At 49.2% G+C, this 16,561-nt stretch carries 18 protein-coding genes and 2 tRNA genes; 5 read left to right on the top strand and 15 right to left on the bottom strand.

Annotated features, from left to right (window positions below; translation table 11 throughout):
• Positions 1–167: 167 nt before the first annotated feature.
• Positions 168–1,559, top strand: coding sequence for a helix-turn-helix domain-containing protein (locus MF542_RS14995; RefSeq protein ID WP_247020905.1), 1,392 nt, complete (start codon positions 168–170; stop codon positions 1,557–1,559).
• Positions 1,560–1,588: 29 nt separating this feature from the next.
• Here the strand turns inward: MF542_RS14995 and MF542_RS14990 are convergent, their stop codons facing one another.
• Together MF542_RS14990 and MF542_RS14985 are read right to left on the bottom strand one after the other, a co-directional pair.
• Positions 1,589–2,002: a hypothetical protein gene (locus tag MF542_RS14990; protein WP_247020903.1), complete on the bottom strand. Its 414-nt coding sequence runs from the start codon at positions 2,000–2,002 to the stop codon at positions 1,589–1,591.
• A 118-nt stretch (positions 2,003–2,120) separates the two neighbouring features.
• Positions 2,121–4,124, bottom strand: coding sequence for a winged helix-turn-helix domain-containing protein (locus tag MF542_RS14985; RefSeq protein WP_247020901.1), 2,004 nt, complete (start codon positions 4,122–4,124; stop codon positions 2,121–2,123).
• A 483-nt stretch (positions 4,125–4,607) separates the two neighbouring features.
• Between MF542_RS14985 and MF542_RS14980 the strand changes: the two genes are divergently transcribed.
• A complete protein-coding gene (locus MF542_RS14980) occupies positions 4,608–5,441 on the top strand; it encodes an alpha/beta hydrolase (RefSeq protein WP_247020899.1) in 834 nt (277 codons plus the stop codon).
• A gap of 61 nt (positions 5,442–5,502) precedes the next feature.
• Here MF542_RS14980 and MF542_RS14975 read toward each other — a convergent pair.
• The 11 genes from MF542_RS14975 to murA form a co-directional block, all read right to left on the bottom strand.
• Positions 5,503–5,577 (bottom strand) — tRNA-Phe (locus MF542_RS14975).
• Positions 5,578–5,707: 130 nt separating this feature from the next.
• Complete coding sequence (locus tag MF542_RS14970; RefSeq protein ID WP_247020897.1) at positions 5,708–5,884, bottom strand: DNA gyrase inhibitor YacG; 177 nt, start codon at positions 5,882–5,884, stop codon at positions 5,708–5,710.
• Positions 5,877–7,271, bottom strand: coding sequence for a ribonuclease E/G (locus tag MF542_RS14965; protein ID WP_247020895.1), 1,395 nt, complete (start codon positions 7,269–7,271; stop codon positions 5,877–5,879). The genes MF542_RS14970 and MF542_RS14965 overlap by 8 nt, the downstream gene beginning before the upstream one ends.
• The gene (locus MF542_RS14960) at positions 7,271–7,879 is read right to left on the bottom strand and encodes a Maf family protein (RefSeq protein ID WP_247020893.1); all 609 of its coding nucleotides are present in this window, start codon (positions 7,877–7,879) and stop codon (positions 7,271–7,273) included. Before MF542_RS14960 ends, MF542_RS14965 begins: the two co-directional genes overlap by 1 nt.
• 17 nt (positions 7,880–7,896) lie before the next feature.
• Positions 7,897–8,115, bottom strand: coding sequence for a translation initiation factor IF-1 (gene infA, locus MF542_RS14955; protein ID WP_247020891.1), 219 nt, complete (start codon positions 8,113–8,115; stop codon positions 7,897–7,899).
• A gap of 181 nt (positions 8,116–8,296) precedes the next feature.
• Positions 8,297–8,722, bottom strand: a complete 426-nt coding sequence (locus MF542_RS14950) for an arsenate reductase ArsC (protein WP_247020889.1) — start codon at positions 8,720–8,722, stop codon at positions 8,297–8,299.
• Positions 8,722–9,216, bottom strand: coding sequence for a UPF0262 family protein (locus tag MF542_RS14945; protein WP_247020888.1), 495 nt, complete (start codon positions 9,214–9,216; stop codon positions 8,722–8,724). Before MF542_RS14945 ends, MF542_RS14950 begins: the two co-directional genes overlap by 1 nt.
• Before the next feature lie 8 nt (positions 9,217–9,224).
• Positions 9,225–10,523 (bottom strand): histidinol dehydrogenase, encoded by a 1,299-nt coding sequence (hisD, locus tag MF542_RS14940; protein ID WP_247020886.1) that lies wholly within the window; start codon positions 10,521–10,523, stop codon positions 9,225–9,227.
• Positions 10,507–11,175: an ATP phosphoribosyltransferase gene (hisG, locus tag MF542_RS14935; protein WP_247020884.1), complete on the bottom strand. Its 669-nt coding sequence runs from the start codon at positions 11,173–11,175 to the stop codon at positions 10,507–10,509. Before hisG ends, hisD begins: the two co-directional genes overlap by 17 nt.
• A 54-nt stretch (positions 11,176–11,229) precedes the next feature.
• Complete coding sequence (locus MF542_RS14930) at positions 11,230–11,676, bottom strand: DUF2948 family protein (protein WP_247020882.1); 447 nt, start codon at positions 11,674–11,676, stop codon at positions 11,230–11,232.
• A 107-nt stretch (positions 11,677–11,783) separates the two neighbouring features.
• Positions 11,784–13,064 carry a UDP-N-acetylglucosamine 1-carboxyvinyltransferase gene (murA, locus tag MF542_RS14925; protein WP_247020880.1) on the bottom strand — a complete coding sequence of 427 codons (1,281 nt, stop codon included), beginning with the start codon at positions 13,062–13,064 and terminating at the stop codon, positions 11,784–11,786.
• Positions 13,065–13,274: 210 nt separating this feature from the next.
• Between murA and MF542_RS14920 the strand changes: the two genes are divergently transcribed.
• Together MF542_RS14920 and MF542_RS14915 are read left to right on the top strand one after the other, a co-directional pair.
• On the top strand, positions 13,275–14,423 hold the full coding sequence (locus MF542_RS14920) for a helix-turn-helix transcriptional regulator (RefSeq protein WP_247020878.1): 1,149 nt from the start codon (positions 13,275–13,277) through the stop codon (positions 14,421–14,423).
• 98 nt (positions 14,424–14,521) lie between these two features.
• Positions 14,522–15,280 (top strand): MipA/OmpV family protein, encoded by a 759-nt coding sequence (locus tag MF542_RS14915; RefSeq protein ID WP_247020876.1) that lies wholly within the window; start codon positions 14,522–14,524, stop codon positions 15,278–15,280.
• 111 nt (positions 15,281–15,391) lie between these two features.
• Here MF542_RS14915 and dcd read toward each other — a convergent pair whose 3' ends face one another.
• On the bottom strand, positions 15,392–15,946 hold the full coding sequence (gene dcd, locus MF542_RS14910) for a dCTP deaminase (protein ID WP_247020873.1): 555 nt from the start codon (positions 15,944–15,946) through the stop codon (positions 15,392–15,394).
• A gap of 152 nt (positions 15,947–16,098) precedes the next feature.
• Positions 16,099–16,263 (bottom strand): hypothetical protein, encoded by a 165-nt coding sequence (locus tag MF542_RS14905; protein ID WP_247020871.1) that lies wholly within the window; start codon positions 16,261–16,263, stop codon positions 16,099–16,101.
• 159 nt (positions 16,264–16,422) lie between these two features.
• On the opposite strand from MF542_RS14905, the gene MF542_RS14900 reads away from it, so the two are divergent.
• A tRNA-Thr gene (locus tag MF542_RS14900) sits at positions 16,423–16,497 on the top strand.
• The last annotated feature ends 64 nt before the right edge of the window (positions 16,498–16,561 follow it).

Genomic DNA, 16,561 nt, shown 5'->3' with positions numbered 1-16,561 from the left:
CAAATCCAAATTGCCGCTGAAAATGGGCGGCTGATCTGCCTTTAAAGAAACGGTATGTGTTTTTTTGCCTTTTGACCCGCAGTAAAAAGTGAACTTGTAAAATCTTACAAAATATTTTGTAATGTTGTAAGATTTGTAAGAATACATATGTAATGATGGAGCTGGCGATGAGCACAGAACGCAGCACATTTATGGGACCAAGGATTCGCAGGCTTAGGCGGGACCTTGGTTTAACGCAGGTTGTGATGGCAGAAGATCTGGATGTTTCTCCATCCTATATCGCGCTTATCGAAAATAACCAGCGGCCTGTAACAGCTTCCATGCTTCTAAAGCTTGCGGATATTTACAGAATAGATATCGCTTCATTGGCACGCGGTGCCGGGGATGATTTCCATGCTCAAATTTCTGCAGCCTTTAAGGCGCCCCTCTTTGCGGACCTTGATCTCTCTCCACTTGAGATTCAGGATTTTGGCAGCACTTTCCCTGCAACAGCTGAGGCGGTGATGCGGCTCTATACCGCTTATCAGGAGGGCCAGCTCGCGCTGGCTGACCAAACTGGCGGTGATTCCGTTGGGCCTGATCCTGTAAGTGAAGCACGGCGTTTCTTAGCCGCGCGAAAAAACTATTTCGCGGAAATTGATGGCCCTGCTGAGGAACTGGCCCAGCATGTGAACCGGGCAGGGGGCTTTGAGAAATATTTCAATGACCAACGCTTGCGGGTCAGGCGATTGCCATCTGATGTGATGATGGGCTTTACGCGCCGTTTTGATATGCACCGGCGGGAAATTGTGCTTGAAGAATCGCTTGATGGTGCCAGTGCTACTTTCCAGCTTGCACTGCAGGTCGTGTATCTTGAAATGAATGATGTGATTGGTGAAATCCTTGCGGGAACCAGTTTTGAAACAGAGACGGGGGAGAAGTTGACCCGCCGGGCGCTCGCGAATTATGCGGCTGGCGCGATTATGATGCCTTACAGCAAATTCGCACGTGCTGCCAAAGACCGGAATTATGATATTGAAGCGCTTGGCCGCCAGTTTGGCGCTAGTTTTGAGCAAGTGGCGCACCGGCTTACCACATTGCAGAAACCGGGGCAGGAAGGGGTGCCTTTCTTTTTCATTCGGGTTGATGCTGCAGGTAATGTTTCCAAGCGGCTGGACGGGGCTGGTTTCCCGTTTGCGCGGCATGGTGGCTCGTGCCCGCTTTGGAGCCTCCACAGTGCTTTCTCAAGCCCTCGTCAACTTCTCACCCAGTGGGTGGAACTGCCAGATGGAGAAAAGTTCTTTTCCATCGTACGTACGGTTACGGCTGGCGGCGGTGGCTACGGCAAACCACAGGTGGAGCGGGCCGTGGCGCTATGTTGTGCGTCCCAGCATGCTTCGCAACTGGTATATACGAAAAGCGTTGATATCGCTGCCGTGAAACCAACGCCTATTGGTATCAACTGTCGTCTCTGTCACCGGGCGGACTGCCTTGCCCGTGCGGAACCGCCTATTGGCAGATCACTGCTTTCAGATGATATCCGCAGGCCGGTAACACCGTTCGGCCTCGCCGATCCATAAGCAGATATTATGAAACCTTCATGTCGGTTTTAGCCGCACAAATTCTGATGCCGTTTTGCTATAGGCTGAAGCCTTTTATTTTCTTCTTGAAGAAATTCGGTAAGGTGTTGAACGCCAGCGTTTACTTTTGCCGATATGTTTGCAGGGCAGTTGGTCCGTATCTTATCTTTAACCTGATTTAGTTTTTTGAGCCCATCTAGTGCACGAGATGAAATTTCCATTGCGGTAGGCAGGTTTTTGGTTGCCTTACAGTAAAAAGCTACTGAGCTTCTTTTTTCCAGATGTATGTTTTCGACAATGGATGCGACCTGATCACTATCCGCAAGAATTGCTTTGGCGGTCTGTGTGTATTCCACATAGTTAGCCTTGCATTCATTCGCTTTCCCGGTTTCTGAAATACCAAGGCTAGCAATGAAAATGAATACAGCTGTTTTTAGATGCATTTGATAAAGTCCCCCATAAAATGAAAGGCAGTGCATACCAGCTTACGGGAATGAAGAATAGCCAATAAAAAAGCCAGTCTGTCGGTCGGCTTTTTTGGAGCGCATGAGATTATTTTCTTCAGTGAGTATTTGCAGTGATAGTTGTGCGCATAATGTCACTGGTTTTTTGCACAAACCGAGATGTGGCGATATTCCCATCAGAGATGGAATAATACCGCATAGGCCCAACATGGGCGTTCAGCAGTGCTGATGTTTGCATATTGCTGAGAAGGCGCAGTTGGGTTTGGTTGTTTTTATCGAGACAGTATAAATTCTGCCCCGAGAGTCGGTATGTCAGGATACTATTATGCAGGGGCGAGCTGCATTCTTCGGTGCTGATTGCTGTTGTTGCATTCAGGAATGCCTGCATATTCTGGTCAATATATAAGGTCCGATCATGGTCTGAAAATGCAAAGGCCCACTGTGTACTCAGGCTGTCTCGTTGCCCCGTATATATATTCTGGCGGTATAAGTGCCAGCGGTTTTCCGAGTATTGGCTATAGAAAATAGAAGATGCATCTGCCCATGTCGCTGCACGGGCGGGCTTTGTCGCCTCCAGCGTTTTAATGGTTTTGCCAGCCATCAAATCAACGATAATGATTCCCCTGCTGCTGTTGATAAGGATGTGGGCATCGCCATTTGCCCAATCGATACTTATGAAAGAATGGCTTACGTGCGGCAGTTCTATAGAAGACAGCTTCTCTGAATTCAGGTTTTTGATCCATAACATGTCATCCCCGGTGCGCCGCGAAATAAACGCCAACTGCTCACCACTCCGGGAATAGGTTGGAAGATAATCCATGTCGGAAGAATTGAGGCTGAGAAAGTCTTTACCATTCACCGTGATATTATGATTGCTAAGGTAAGATCCGAAAAGATAATCCCGCCCATTACTGAGGCGTTTCATGCCGCCAATACGGCGTGAGCCAGGCACAAGAACACGTGTACTGCCGACGAACAATGTTTCTATCAGGTGATGAGAGGGGTGCGGGCCAGAGTGTATAATGCCTGTGCCGTCATGGTTCCAGATGGCTGCGAGTAATTCATAATCCATATCCAGCTGTTTGGAATATGTACCATCCGCCGGATTGATCTCAAAAATACTGGAATGTTCGCTCGTTTGGTTGGCAACTAGCAGAAGGTGTCCGGTTTGCGGGTTGGTATCAATATGATAGTTGCCAATGCCTGATGGTAAAGGCTGGTGCAGGCGGCGTTTGCTGTCATTCTCCAAATCAAGTTCATAGAGAATAAATGGCGCATAGCGGTGGATGCGTTCTGTGAAAAACAGTTTTGTCCCATCGCGGCTGAAGGCTAGCGCTTTCAGGTTTGGTCCTGAGGTGCATTCATAGATGGGCTTTGGCGCTTGAGGAATGGCAACCTGAAACTCCACCATATGCAGTTGGCAGGTTCCAGGTGCTGTATATTTATAAACCAGCCGATTATCATCCGGTGCCCAGTGAGATAGTGATGCGTCACCACCCTGTTGGCTGATGATCTCTGGGGTCGCCTCGCCTTTTTTGAGTATATGAATTTCTGCGGGCTGGTTATCTACTCTGCGAGAATAGGCCAGCATTTCACCGTTATTAGACTGTTCAACATCGAATTGAATACCGTCTAACCTGACAAGCGGGGATACCTGAATATTCTCTGATTGCGGCGTGGGTTGGCTTATCTGGTAAACAGCAAGCCCGATGATCAGCACCAGGACAGCGGCGATGCTGAGATGGAAAACAGAGAATCTATTAGCGGCACGCGAGGGAACTGCAACTACTGTTGCTTCTTGGGCCTTGCATACAAAGCGGTATCCCACCTTCGGAACAGTAATGATGAAACGTTTGGTTTTCCCTGTATCTCCGAGAGCTTTGCGCAAATTCAAAACGGCGCGGTTAATGGCGTGATCAGAGACGATCTGGCCATGCCACACGGAAGCTATCAGATCTTCCCTGCTGATGTCTTTGCCGTTGTGCGCGATGAAGAAGCTAAGGAGAGCGGCTGTTTTGGGTTCCAGGCGTTCTTGGCCGTTTGGCCCTGTGAGCAGGTTTGTTTGTTGATCGAATTGAAAGTTTTCCAGTTGCCAGCGCATTATCCTGAAATTCCTTGCCCGCTAATGTGGTTATTTTTAACGATCATCATAAATACTCATAAAAACTCATGCTCGGGACACGACTATTTTCCATTCCGTCGCCAGTATCCGTAGGCACTCAGTCCAGAAGTGGGTGCTTCTTTTTTGAGTAATGGATACTGGAACACTGAATGATCGATCCTTTCGGAAATATACTAGCCGCAGGTAGCGCATATAATACGAAGCCATCCCGAATAGCGGGAACTACACACTTTTATCATGCCTGTTGTCAATGTGGGAGGTGCACCCTGCGGTACAGGCAAGGTTTCGCGGGCTGTTTCGTTCAGGTTTCTCTTGCGTCCATTTCAAAGGCAGCTTTCTGCCTGAAGTTTGAAATAGTTTAATGTTAGAAGAAAGAGAAACATCATGTTTTGTTCCTTCAAATCTATCCTGTGTTTAGTGTTGTTGTTCATCGCTAGTAGCACTTGCGGGGCTTCGCCTGAATTGAAAACCTTATCAGATATCGACTACGGCCAGCATACTGCGCAAACCATGGACGTTTATATACCTGAGGGTGCCGATGGGGCCCCTATGATATTTATGGTGCATGGCGGCGGCTGGAGAGGCGGTGATAAGGCTAATTCAGGTGAGGTGGATAGCAAGATTACCCATTGGGTGAAAAACGGGTTTGTCTTTGTCTCTACCAATTACCGTACCCTGCCGGAGGCTGATCCGGTGACACAGGCGAGCGATGTTGCGGCGGCCTTGCTGTTTGCTCAAAAACAAGCGCATGTGTGGGGTAGTGATCCCGCAAAAGTCATCTTGATGGGGCATTCCGCTGGCGCACATTTGGTCTCACTTGTATCTGCGCAATATAGTACTGGTGCAGCGAAACTGTTGAAGCCGCTTCTTGGAACGGTATCGCTGGATATCACCGGCTATGATATTGTTGAGAAGTTCACACCTCCCAATCATTCTGAGTTTTATGAGAGAAACTTTGGCACTGACCCGGAGTATTTAAAAAAGGCGTCTCCGTTTTATGCCCTTAAAGCTCAAATTCCACCGTTCTTGGCAGTGTGTTCTATTCATACAGCAACGGCTTGTGCACAAAGTGAGAAATTCGTCAAAAAACTACAAAGCTATGGTGGTTATGCGGGGCTTATATCTGTGAACTTAAAGCATATGCCATTAAATGCGGAACTGGGGAAAGTGGGCTGTTTTACGGCTGAGGTTGACCGTTTCCTGAGGAAGCTGGACCCAGGTATTGCTGGTTTGTTACCGCACCAAAAGGCTGACGCGCAGAGAGAGTGTGTGCTGGTAAAAGGGCTTGAAGGATAAGCCTTCTGAAAGAGAATTGTAGCCAACAAAAAAGCCAGTCCGAAAGACTGGCTTTTTTAAATGGTGCCCGGGGGCGGATTTGAACCACCGACACGCGGATTTTCAATCCGCTGCTCTACCCCTGAGCTACCCGGGCACATAATATTCTCGGGTGGGTGCCCCGAGGTGCGAGGGGGTGTTTAGCTAATATTTTGACCCCTGTCCAGCACCTATTACATTTTTTTTGCGATTATTTTTCTGAGGCGCCGCTTTAAAAGCCTGAGACACTATTCTTCAACCAACTCATCGGGGATTTCCGTATCGCCCGGAAGCACATATCCCTCAGAGAACCACTTGCCTAAATCCACGTCTGCGCAGCGTTTTGAGCAGAAAGGGCGGAATTTATGATCTGTTGGTTTGCTGCATTGAGGGCATTTTGCGCCCTGTTTTTTGGCTTCAGTCATGACGGATATAAACCTCTGTTTTTTCACCGGGGCTGATATCAAGCTGGCGCTGAGTGCTTGCTTCAAGAGCATCCAGAAGAGAATCGTTTGTAATCAACCAGCTCATGGCATTTTGTGGCAGTTTAATCACCAGCTTTCCGGGTTCAGCTGAAAGACCAGCGGCTTGCGCTTTCTGGAGTGTATCCAGGGCTGTTGCCATATCTCGTGCTACAGGTGTGCGTTGCCGCTGCATCCGGTCGCGGAGCGACAAGCCACTGCGCTTGCGGGTAAACTCAACAAGCCCGAAGGTGGAAATGCCTGTATGCTGAACAGGTACCCGGTCTTCCCGCATGGTGCGTTCAATAAGCTGCATCAGCTCCCGTGCATGCCCTTTGCCAGACATATCAATATAATCCACCACAATAAGGCCGCCAATGTCCTGAAATTGCAGGTGGTGAGCGATGGCCATTGTAGCTTCCATATTCACTACGAGCTTGGCTTCTCCCGCATTCATATGCTTAAGCGCGCTGCCCATATTCACATCAACCACTGTCATGGCAGGTGTTGGTGTGATGGAAATCCAACCACCAGACGGCAGGTCAATACGGTCAGCCAGCGATTCTTCGATCGATTCGTTCACGCCTAATTCTTCGAAGGCATTTTTGCCGTCATAACCTTTGATGCGCGGTAGCAGGTCAGGCCACTGGGATTTTGCGAGCTTCTTCACATCAGCCGCAAAACTACCGCCTTCAATCATAATAGGCAGATCGCTGTCTGGTGCAGTTAGAAGGGCACGCTCTGCTTCAGAGTAGCTGAACACAAGGCCCGGTTCACCAACAGGGCTGCTTAAAGCCTTTGTGAGGCGTTTTGCTTCCGCGAGTACAGCTGCTGGTTCAATATCCACGGCACGAGAACGCACGATGATAGCTGCATTCGCAGCAAACGGACTTAAGTCTTCCTTCAGTGCCTTTAGCGTACGCGGTGGCAGGTCTTTTGAGAAATTAAGACGTGCGCCACCTGTTTCTGCCACCAGATAGCGGCCTGTAACGCGTGGGCGTACGCTTACACTCAGCGCTTTGCCGTCTTCAATGGAAGAAGGTTCGGCTATCACCTGCACCCTTAGGGCTTGGCCTTCCTGAACGCAGTCACCAATGCCGCCTACTTGCCCTTTCACAAGAAGCCTTGCCCGGCGGAAATTAAGGGCACCCATCAGACCGTTTCCTAAATCAAGGAATGCCATATCAAGAGCGTGATCTACATTGGTTACACGGGCGTCGAACACAGCCTCCAAGGGGCTGATCGCAACGCTTTCATGAAAGCGAAGTGCAACTGGCAGTTCGTCAGCATCAATATCAGCACTGCGCCACTGGCCAATACCGGGTTCAATAATGGTAAAACCGTTGTTCATTATGGGTGTGTTTCCATATGTGCGTTCAGCCAACTGCCCACTTCAAAGAGCGGCAAGCCTACCACATTGCTGTATGAGCCTGAAATAAAGCGCACGAATGTAGCGCCCAGACCCTGAATGGCGTAACCGCCAGCTTTGCCGTCCCATTCGCCGCTTGTGATATAGCGCTCTGTATCCTCATGGGAGAGGCGCTTGAAAGCAACAACTGTGGAAACGGATTTAGTATGCTGTTTCCCGCAAGGCAAAATAAGTGAAATACCAGAGATTACCTTGTGCCGTCTGCCTGAAAGCAAGGCAAGGCACTCTCGCGCAGTTCTTTCATCTTCTGCTTTAGGCAGGATGCGTTTCCCTACTGCAACAACTGTGTCAGCTGCCAAAATCAGGCTACCGCTTTTGCTTTCAGCAACCTTGGCGGCTTTCTCATGCGCAAGCCGTTCTGCGTGGGCTTTTGGCATCTCACGGTCAAACGGGGTTTCATCAATATCAGCGGGGATAATGGCGGAAGGTGTCACGCCAATTTGGTCAAGCAGGTCTAATCGCCGCGGAGATGCGGACGCTAGTATCAAACCTACTGGAGAAGCTCCCGGTTCAACAAGCTTGGTGGTCACGTCAGCCACCGAAGTGCTTATTTGAAGCGGTATGTGATACGGCCTTTAGTCAGGTCGTAAGGTGTCATTTCAACGAGAACGTCATCGCCCGCTAGAACACGAATGCGGTTTTTGCGCATCTTGCCAGCTGTGTGGCCGAGGATCTCGTGGTCATTCTCAAGCTTTACACGGAACATTGCGTTAGGCAGCAGTTCTGTAACTGTGCCGCGCATCTCGAGTACTTCTTCTTTTGCCATTATGGCTCCTTGTTGTGGCTTTGGCCCTTTCAAATTCGGCCATATTCATGGCCTCGTTAAAGCTTAATTGCAACAGCTTTGCTGCAATTTCCTATGAAAAATATAGAATAAATTGGTTAAATATCTGCGAACAGCGGTTTTTTTGCATCATTGGAGCGATGAGAAATAGCGCAAAAGTTGCTTATGCGCCTTCGAATTGAAGGCGATCAGCGATTCGCGTTTCAAGGTGATCACGCACCAGACGGTAACTATCCATCACTTGATCACGGTTACCTTCTGCGTCTGATGGGTCAGGTGTTGCCCAAAATTCCAGGGCGACATCCGGGTATTTGCTAGTGATCATATCCCGGCTTTCTTCTGTAAGTGTAATCACCAGATCAAAGAGAGTGATATCCACATCAGCAAGTGTTTTCGGGTTATGATCCGCGATATCAATGCCGATTTCGGCCATCGCAGAAACAGAGAAGGGATCAAGGGCGCCAGCGATCAAGCCGCTTGATTCTACAAACACACGGCGTTTGCTGTGCTTGGAAGCAAGGGCGCTGGCCATTGGGCTTCTTACCGCATTCTGGTTACAGACAAAGAGGATGCTTTTAAGCTTGGTCATTAGCGTGGTCCTCGTCCGTCTTTTAAGTGGAGTACACATACAAGGGTAAACAGCCGCCTTGCGGTTTGGTGATCAATCTCGATCTTGCCGTCGAGCCGCTCTTTCAGTAGTTCGCTACCTTCGTTATGGAGACCGCGACGGCCCATATCAATGGCTTCAATCTGTGATGGGCTTGCAGATTTAATCGCTTCATAATAGCTGTCACAGATCGCGAAATATTCGCGGATAATCCGGCGGAACGGTGTAACGGCTAAGCGGAACGACATCAATGGGCTTTGATCTTCTGCTTGCACATCAAAAGCGAGCCTGCCTTCGATAATACCCAAATGCAGTTTATAGGGGCCTGTGTAGCTTTGATCCGATGTTTGAACCAGATCAAAGCTGTTTTCTTCAAGAAGATCATAAATGGCAATGCGGCGCTCGTGCTCAATATCGGCACTCCAGCGCACAATGGTGCTTTCATCCAGCGTTACATCTACGAGTTTCTTGCTCATAGGCCTCGTTACTTTGTTTCCTCAAGCCTGATGGCCACAGAGAGCGCATGCGCCCCCAAGCCTTCTTCTTCCGCTAACCTAACAGCAGAAGGGCCGATTGCACGAAGGCTTTCTTCAGTGCAACCAACAAAAGTAGTACGTTTCATAAAATCGTAAACGCTCAGACCGCCAGAAAATCTTGCTGTGCGCGCGGTTGGCAGCACGTGGTTTGGCCCTGCCACATAATCGCCAATAGCCTCTGGAGTGTGTCTTCCAAGGAAGATAGCACCAGCGTTGCGGATTTTTTCCTGCATTTCAGAAGGGTTGTCCACAGCCAGCTCAAGGTGTTCTGCTGCCAAGCGGTCAATCAGTGGGATGCTGTTTTCAAGATCATCAACCACGATAACTGCGCCGTAATTGGTCCAGCTTTCAAGCGCGATATCTCTGCGGTCAAGCGACGCCAAATGATCTTCAACGGCGCCAATTACCATTTCAGCATATTTTTCACTGTCGGTAATCAGGATGCTCTGTGCGGCCGTATCATGCTCTGCTTGTGACAGAAGATCAGCGGCAATCCAACGTGGGTCATTTTTATCATCAGCCACCACAAGAATTTCACTTGGGCCTGCGATGCTGTCGATCCCCACTTTACCGAATACTTGGCGCTTGGCTTCTGCAACAAAGGCATTGCCCGGGCCAACAATTTTATCCACAGGCTTGATGGTATCTGTACCGTATGCCAGTGCTGCGACCGCTTGTGCTCCGCCAATGCGGTAAATCTCAGTCACACCAGCAAGTTTGGCTGCGGCGAGAACCAGCGGGCTCAGTTCGTCATCAGGGGTTGGTACCACCATCACAAGGCGGTCAACGCCCGCAACCTTCGCAGGGATTGCGTTCATCAACACAGATGAGGGATAACTAGCAAGCCCGCCCGGCACATAAAGGCCTGCTGCCTCAACGGCTTTCCAGTGTTGGCCCAGCCTTACACCTACCTCGTCGATATAATCGAGATTTTCCGGTAACTGTTTCACGTGAAAAGATTTTATCCGGTCAGCCGCTACTTCGAGCGCACGCATTGTATCAACGTCTACCTGCGTGCAGGCTGCTTCGATTTCAGCCTCAGTGATGCGTAGTCCTTTTGCTGCTGCATCAAACCGGTCAAACTTTGTTGTTAGCTCCAAAAGTGCTTCATCGCCGCGTTCCTGCACATCTTTGATAATGCCGCGTACGGTATCACTCACGTCAGAAGAGCTTTCGCGCTTCATGCCCAGAAGGGCTTCAAACGCGCTTTCGAAATCAGAATTTTTTGTATTAAGCCGCAGAACCATTGTCGAGAGCCTCTCTAAATCTATCAATCCAGTAATTTACCTCCTTTGGGCGCGTTTTAAACGCCGGCCGGTTCACCACCAGCCGTGAGGTAATATGGGTCAAGACTTCAACTTCCTTCAGTTGGTTTGCGCGCAGCGTACCACCTGTGGAAACAAGGTCTACGATACGGCGGGAAAGCCCAAGCTTTGGGGCAAGTTCCATTGCACCGTTTAGTTTAATGCATTCTGCCTGCACGCCGCGGTTCGCATAATATTCCCGGGTGAGGTTCGGGTATTTGGTTGCCACACGAATGTGGGACCATTCACGCGGGTCCTCTTCGCAATCATCTTCAGGCATGGCAAGCGACAGGCGGCAGTGGCCAATATTCAGATCAAGCGGGGAATAAAGATCACTATACCCGAATTCTTGCAGAACATCATTGCCAACCACGCCAAAATGGGCAGCGCCAAAGGCAACAAATGTTGCCGCATCAAATGCTCTAACACGGATGATGTTTAGATGTTTGATGTTGGTTTCAAATTCCAGTTTGCGAGATTTCGGGTTTGTGAAATCATCTTCAGGGATAATGCCTGCAGCGTGCACCAGTGGCATTACTTCTTCCAGAATTCGGCCCTTCGGCAGGGCAAGAACCAATTTTTGGCTTAGTTCCATTGGGGGATCCAGTTCTGTTTGGATATAACTTTAAACGTTCGTAGCTATGTGTTGTTACAGTGAATGTGTTGGGCGAGCGATTGCTTCCCAGCCTTCTGATAAATCAGATGCCACTGCATCAATCGCTTCGACAGCAAGTTTAATTGCCGGACCACCCGCAAAATTCAAAATCACAAAAAAGCCAGCGTCGCTTTCTACTGCTTCCACGCTTAGAAGCTCAAGAAAGCTTTCCTTTTCAGATAGATCAATCCCGCTCAATTGAGCGCTGTTTACACTGGAGAAGTGGAAGCCGGTTCTGATACGCTCACCTTTTGGTTTGCGGAACAGGCGTTTCTTTTCCCAGCGGTAGCGGTTGCCAACAGCTGCGAAGCGTTTTTCTTCAGGCAACCAGGCAATATCGCCAACCCTGATTACCATATCCTGCAAAAGCGCAGAGATGACGGTTAGATCATCGGGGTTTTGTGCAACAAGTTTCAAAATGTCGCTTTGTGGTTTTGACATACAAATGGTCCAATCAATTCAGCCAACAGGTGCAATGTAGTGATGAAGGCGCGAAGGTTCAAAAAGAATTGTTGGATTCCACTAAATTTTCTGTGTTTTGAGCGCGTTTAGGTTGGAACGCGCTCAATATCCGCGCCTACCTGACGGAGTTTTTCTTCAAGGCGTTCATAGCCCCGGTCCAGATGGTATAGGCGATTCACATGAGTCTCACCTTCAGCCACCAATCCCGCAAGCGCAAGGCTCATGCTGGCTCTGAGGTCTGTCGCCATAACGGGTGCGCCCACCAGCTTATCAACGCCGCGCACGGTAGCGCTTGAGCCAGACACAGTGATATCTGCGCCTAACCGGCTTAGTTCAGGCACGTGCATATAACGGTTTTCAAAAATGGCTTCATTAATCACACTCGCACCGTCAGATACAGCAGCTAGTGCCATAAACTGGGCCTGCATATCTGTTGGGAAGCCCGGGAAGGGTTGGGTTACAATATTGAAACCACCCAAATGACCATTTGATTTAACCCGAACACCGTTTTCTTCTTCCGAGACAATAGCACCAGCTTCTGTGAGTACATCAAGGGCCGCTTGCATATGCTCAGCCTTCGCGCCTTCAAGAAGAATATTGCCGCGGGTCATAAGCGCAGCGACCGCATAAGACCCAGCTTCCACCCGGTCAGGAATGACATCGTGGGTACAGCCGTGGAGTTTTTCCACACCTTCCACGGTAATGGTTTCGTGGCCAGCACCGGTGATTTTTGCGCCCATTGCATTAAGGCATTTGGCGAGATCAGCGATTTCAGGTTCACGAGCAGCATTTTCAATGATTGTTGTGCCTTTGGCGAGAGCTGCTGCCATAAGGATATTTTCTGTGGCTCCCACAGAAACAAAGGGGAAGCGCACTGTACCGCCTTTTAGGCCTTCTGGTGCACTTGCACGGACGTATCCATTCTCAAGTTCAATCTTCGCACCAATGGCTTCAAGGGCCTTGAGGTGCAGGTCAATAGGGCGGTTACCAATAGCACAGCCACCGGGCAGCGAAACAATTGCTTCACCTGCGCGGGCTACCAGAGGGCCAAGCACGAGAATAGAAGCGCGCATTTTCCGCACCATATCATAGGGGGCAACCGTATCCGCGATATTACCCGCAGAGAAAGTAAGGCTGCGGCCACGGATTTTACCGCCCTTGCCGCCTTCAATAGTGATGGTGACACCCAGATGGTTCAACAAGTCAGACAGCGTACTGATATCGGCAAGACGCGGAAGGTTGGTAAGCGTAACTGGTTCATCGGTTAAAAGCGGGGTGCACATAAGCGGCAGTGCTGCATTTTTCGCGCCGCTGATAGGAATAGTGCCTTCAAGCTTTTTTCCGCCTCTGATAACCAGTTTTTCCATAAATCTTACCCTTAATCTGCGATTTTTATTGCAGCTACATTCCCCCGCAATAGCGGCAGCAAGTGGGCAATGTAAAGTCGTTTGTGAGAATTTATTGACGAAAGTTTGCCGTAAGATGCGAAACCATTCCAAAGAACAGATTGTTGCCTTAATCAGCAATTAGCTGCTAACCATCACTATCAGATACAAAATCCTGAAAACAGTGGCCCTATGACAGACATAAATTTTGTACCATATCTCTCTGCTGCCCTTGGATTTCACAGCCTCTTTATGGTGCTGTATCTTTTTTCTGAGCGGTCAGAAACACGCATACATTATCAGATGCTGGGCTGTGTCTTTATCCTTTTAGGCGCATGGTTCTTTACAGAATTTTTGGAACGGTCTGGGGTTTTTGCGCGTTATCCTATGATTATTGGTTGGCCTACTGTTTGGTCTCCGCTTCTTATACCCAGCCTATATTTTTATGTGGTTGCAATTAGTGCCCGCAGGCGTTGGAGCCTGAAGGAAGTGTCTCGTTGGCACTGGATTTTCGCGGGTGGTATATTGCTTCTTGAATTGCCGATACAGTTCTCCTCGCCTGAAATGAAGCTTTTGCAGGTAAGCACATATGCGAGCCTGCCAGAGGTGGGTGACCCACTTGTTCTCAAACTCAGTAAAATTCACCATCTTCTTATGATGCTACAGGGCGCGGTTTATATTGGGCTTTCTGTACGCAGAATACTCAGGCACGACAAGCGCGTGAAATCCTATTTCTCAAACCTTGAGAACCGCAGGCTTATTTGGCTTAGGAACTATATCTTGTTACTCATCCTTATGTGGCTTCTTGGTGTTTCTGATTTCTTGCATTTGCAAGATGCCATGATGGGGGTTCTGCATTTCGTCACGGCGGCTTGGCTGATGGCCTTTAGTATATACGGTATTCGGCAGGACCGTGTTTTTGCGGGTATGAAGCTTGGCGAAGAAAAACAGGAACAGACGGAAGAAGCAAAGCCACTGAAAAAGCAGGTGTCAGACGACAGGCGCGAACGTATTGCCAGGAAAATCCGCCATGCGGTGGATGAGGACCATCTTTACCGAGATGCTGATCTGACACTCAGGAAATTAAGCGATGCCATAGGGGTTTCCACCCACCATATTTCTGAAACTTTGAGGGATGAAATCGGCCTGAATTTTTATGATTATATCAATGGCTGCCGCATTACCGAAGCATGTGAGATATTAACGTCTACAGATCAGGCAACTATCGATATTGCTTATGCAGTGGGCTTTAACAGCCGTTCCACTTTCAGTGCTGCTTTTAAAAAACATACGGAAACATCCCCTGCTCAGTACCGGAAAGACCGTAAAACCATGTCCTGATCGTACGGATCGGTGTCCTGTTCGTTCGGTCAGGTCGCCTGATACCTAAATCTCCAGTAGCTCAAGTTCCAAGGTTTTTGAGTTTCAGGAGAATAAAAATGCGAGTTACGACACGAGGACTTGGAGCATTGATGCTCATGGCTATACTGCCTGCTGCTGCGAACGCGCAGGAAAGCGAGCAGGAACAACCATCCAGCACACTCACCGTGGGTGTGTTTACAGGTGGTGGGCAATCTGCTCTTATCGGTAAGCCACAAATCCTGCCGATGCCGTTTATCTTTTACCAGAATGAGTATCTGACATTTGAAACGACAAATCTTTACTTGCACCCGTTTGATACGGGGCCTTTCAGTTTCTCAGCTGTTGGTTCACTTCGTATTTCAGAGATTGATTTCGCAAACGATGACCGCCTGAACGATTTTGACCGTGACTTCGCCTTTGAAGTGGGTGCTCATGCTTCCTATACCCATGGTGAATTCTCTCTCTATGGACAGTTTCTCAAGGATGTAACAAACGCCCATGAAGGGGAAGAGTTTACCTTTGGCGGCACGTGGCAGGGGGCGATTGGGCCGCTATTCCTGAACATGGACGCAGGCGCGAGCCACCGCTCATCAGAACTTGGGACATTCCTCTACGGTGTGAGGGCGGTTGATAGCGCCGCTGGTTTTGCGCTCTATGAAGTGGAAAGCGGTTGGTATCCGTTCCTTGATGCCTCTGCCACATATCCCATCAGTGGTGGTTGGTCCGTGCTTCTGAATGCAACAGCCGAGCGTTTGCCCGCGCAGGCAGCTGATAGCCCGATTGTAAGTAAACGACATAACCTGATGGCAGGTATCGGATTGGCGTACAGCTTCTAATGCAGGAACCCCTATAACCTGCATACGCTCTATGCCAACCTCGCGGCTGGCCCGGCACGGTTCCCCCCGCATGTCGGGCCAGTTTTTTTTAGTCTCGGAAGAAAGAGTAGCCTATAGTTTCGGCAGTGTTACGCCCCGTTGGCCCTGATATTTGCCTGAACGGTCGCTGTAAGCCACTTCACACGGCTCATTGCCTTGAAGGAACAGGAACTGACACGCGCCTTCGTTGGCATAAATTTTTGCGGGCAGTGGTGTGGTGTTCGAAAACTCAAGCGTTACATGACCTTCCCAGCCCGGTTCAAGCGGCGTTACATTCACAATAATGCCGCAGCGCGCGTATGTGGATTTACCTAAGCAGATTGTCAGCACATCTTTGGGAATACGGAAATATTCCACAGTGCGCGCGAGCGCAAAACTGTTTGGCGGGATCACACACACATCTGTGTCGCGGTCCACAAAGCTTTTGTCAGAGAAATTCTTCGGGTCCACTACAGCGCTATCCACATTGGTGAAAATCTTGAACTCAGGCGCTACCCGCGCATCATAGCCGTAAGAAGATAGCCCGTAAGAAATATTATCGTCCCGCACCTGGCCATCTACAAATGGTTCGATCATGCCGTGCTGTTGTGACATTTCCCTGATCCATTTATCAGACATAATAGCCATGTGCGCTCTCCCGGATTTTTATAAATTTACTGAATATAGCCCTAAGTAGTAGGCCAGAAACCAGGCATGCACAAGGAAGAATTCACACACCTGTGAAATGCTTGAAGCTTAGGTATATCAACGGCTGGGGCTGACCAAAAGGTCAACAATCTTCAGTCGTCCTTACGTTCGCGGGATTGGCTTTTGCGGCGTCTCAGGTTGGCGCGTAGGGCTTCGGCAAGCCGGGCCTGCTTATCATCTGATTTCAGCTTTTCCGAAGGACGGTCCTTGGCTTTCATTGCCGCTTTTTCCGCCTTTTTATCTGTCTCATCCGCCATGGAGGTATTGTCCCTATGTTTTCCTCTCTTGCTCATAGGAAAAATTGCCATGGACGGGCAAGGAGAATTTGCAAACCTGCGTATGTTTTTGCTTGCACGCACGCTATACATATGGCAATAGACCGCCCTGCACAACACGTGCAACCTGCCTTATAAAGTGCTGCCGTAGCTCAGGGGTAGAGCACTCCCTTGGTAAGGGAGAGGCCGGAAGTTCAAATCTTCTCGGCAGCACCATTTATCTTTCATAAATTAGTATATCCATCCCGCATGGTCTTACCGCGCCTTGGCTTTTGTACCG

It is taken from the genome of Kordiimonas laminariae, assembly GCF_023008165.1.
Lineage (GTDB): Bacteria > Pseudomonadota > Alphaproteobacteria > Sphingomonadales > Kordiimonadaceae > Kordiimonas > Kordiimonas laminariae.
Note: the sequence above shows the minus strand (reverse complement) of the source record. Positions and strands in the feature narration are given on the sequence as shown.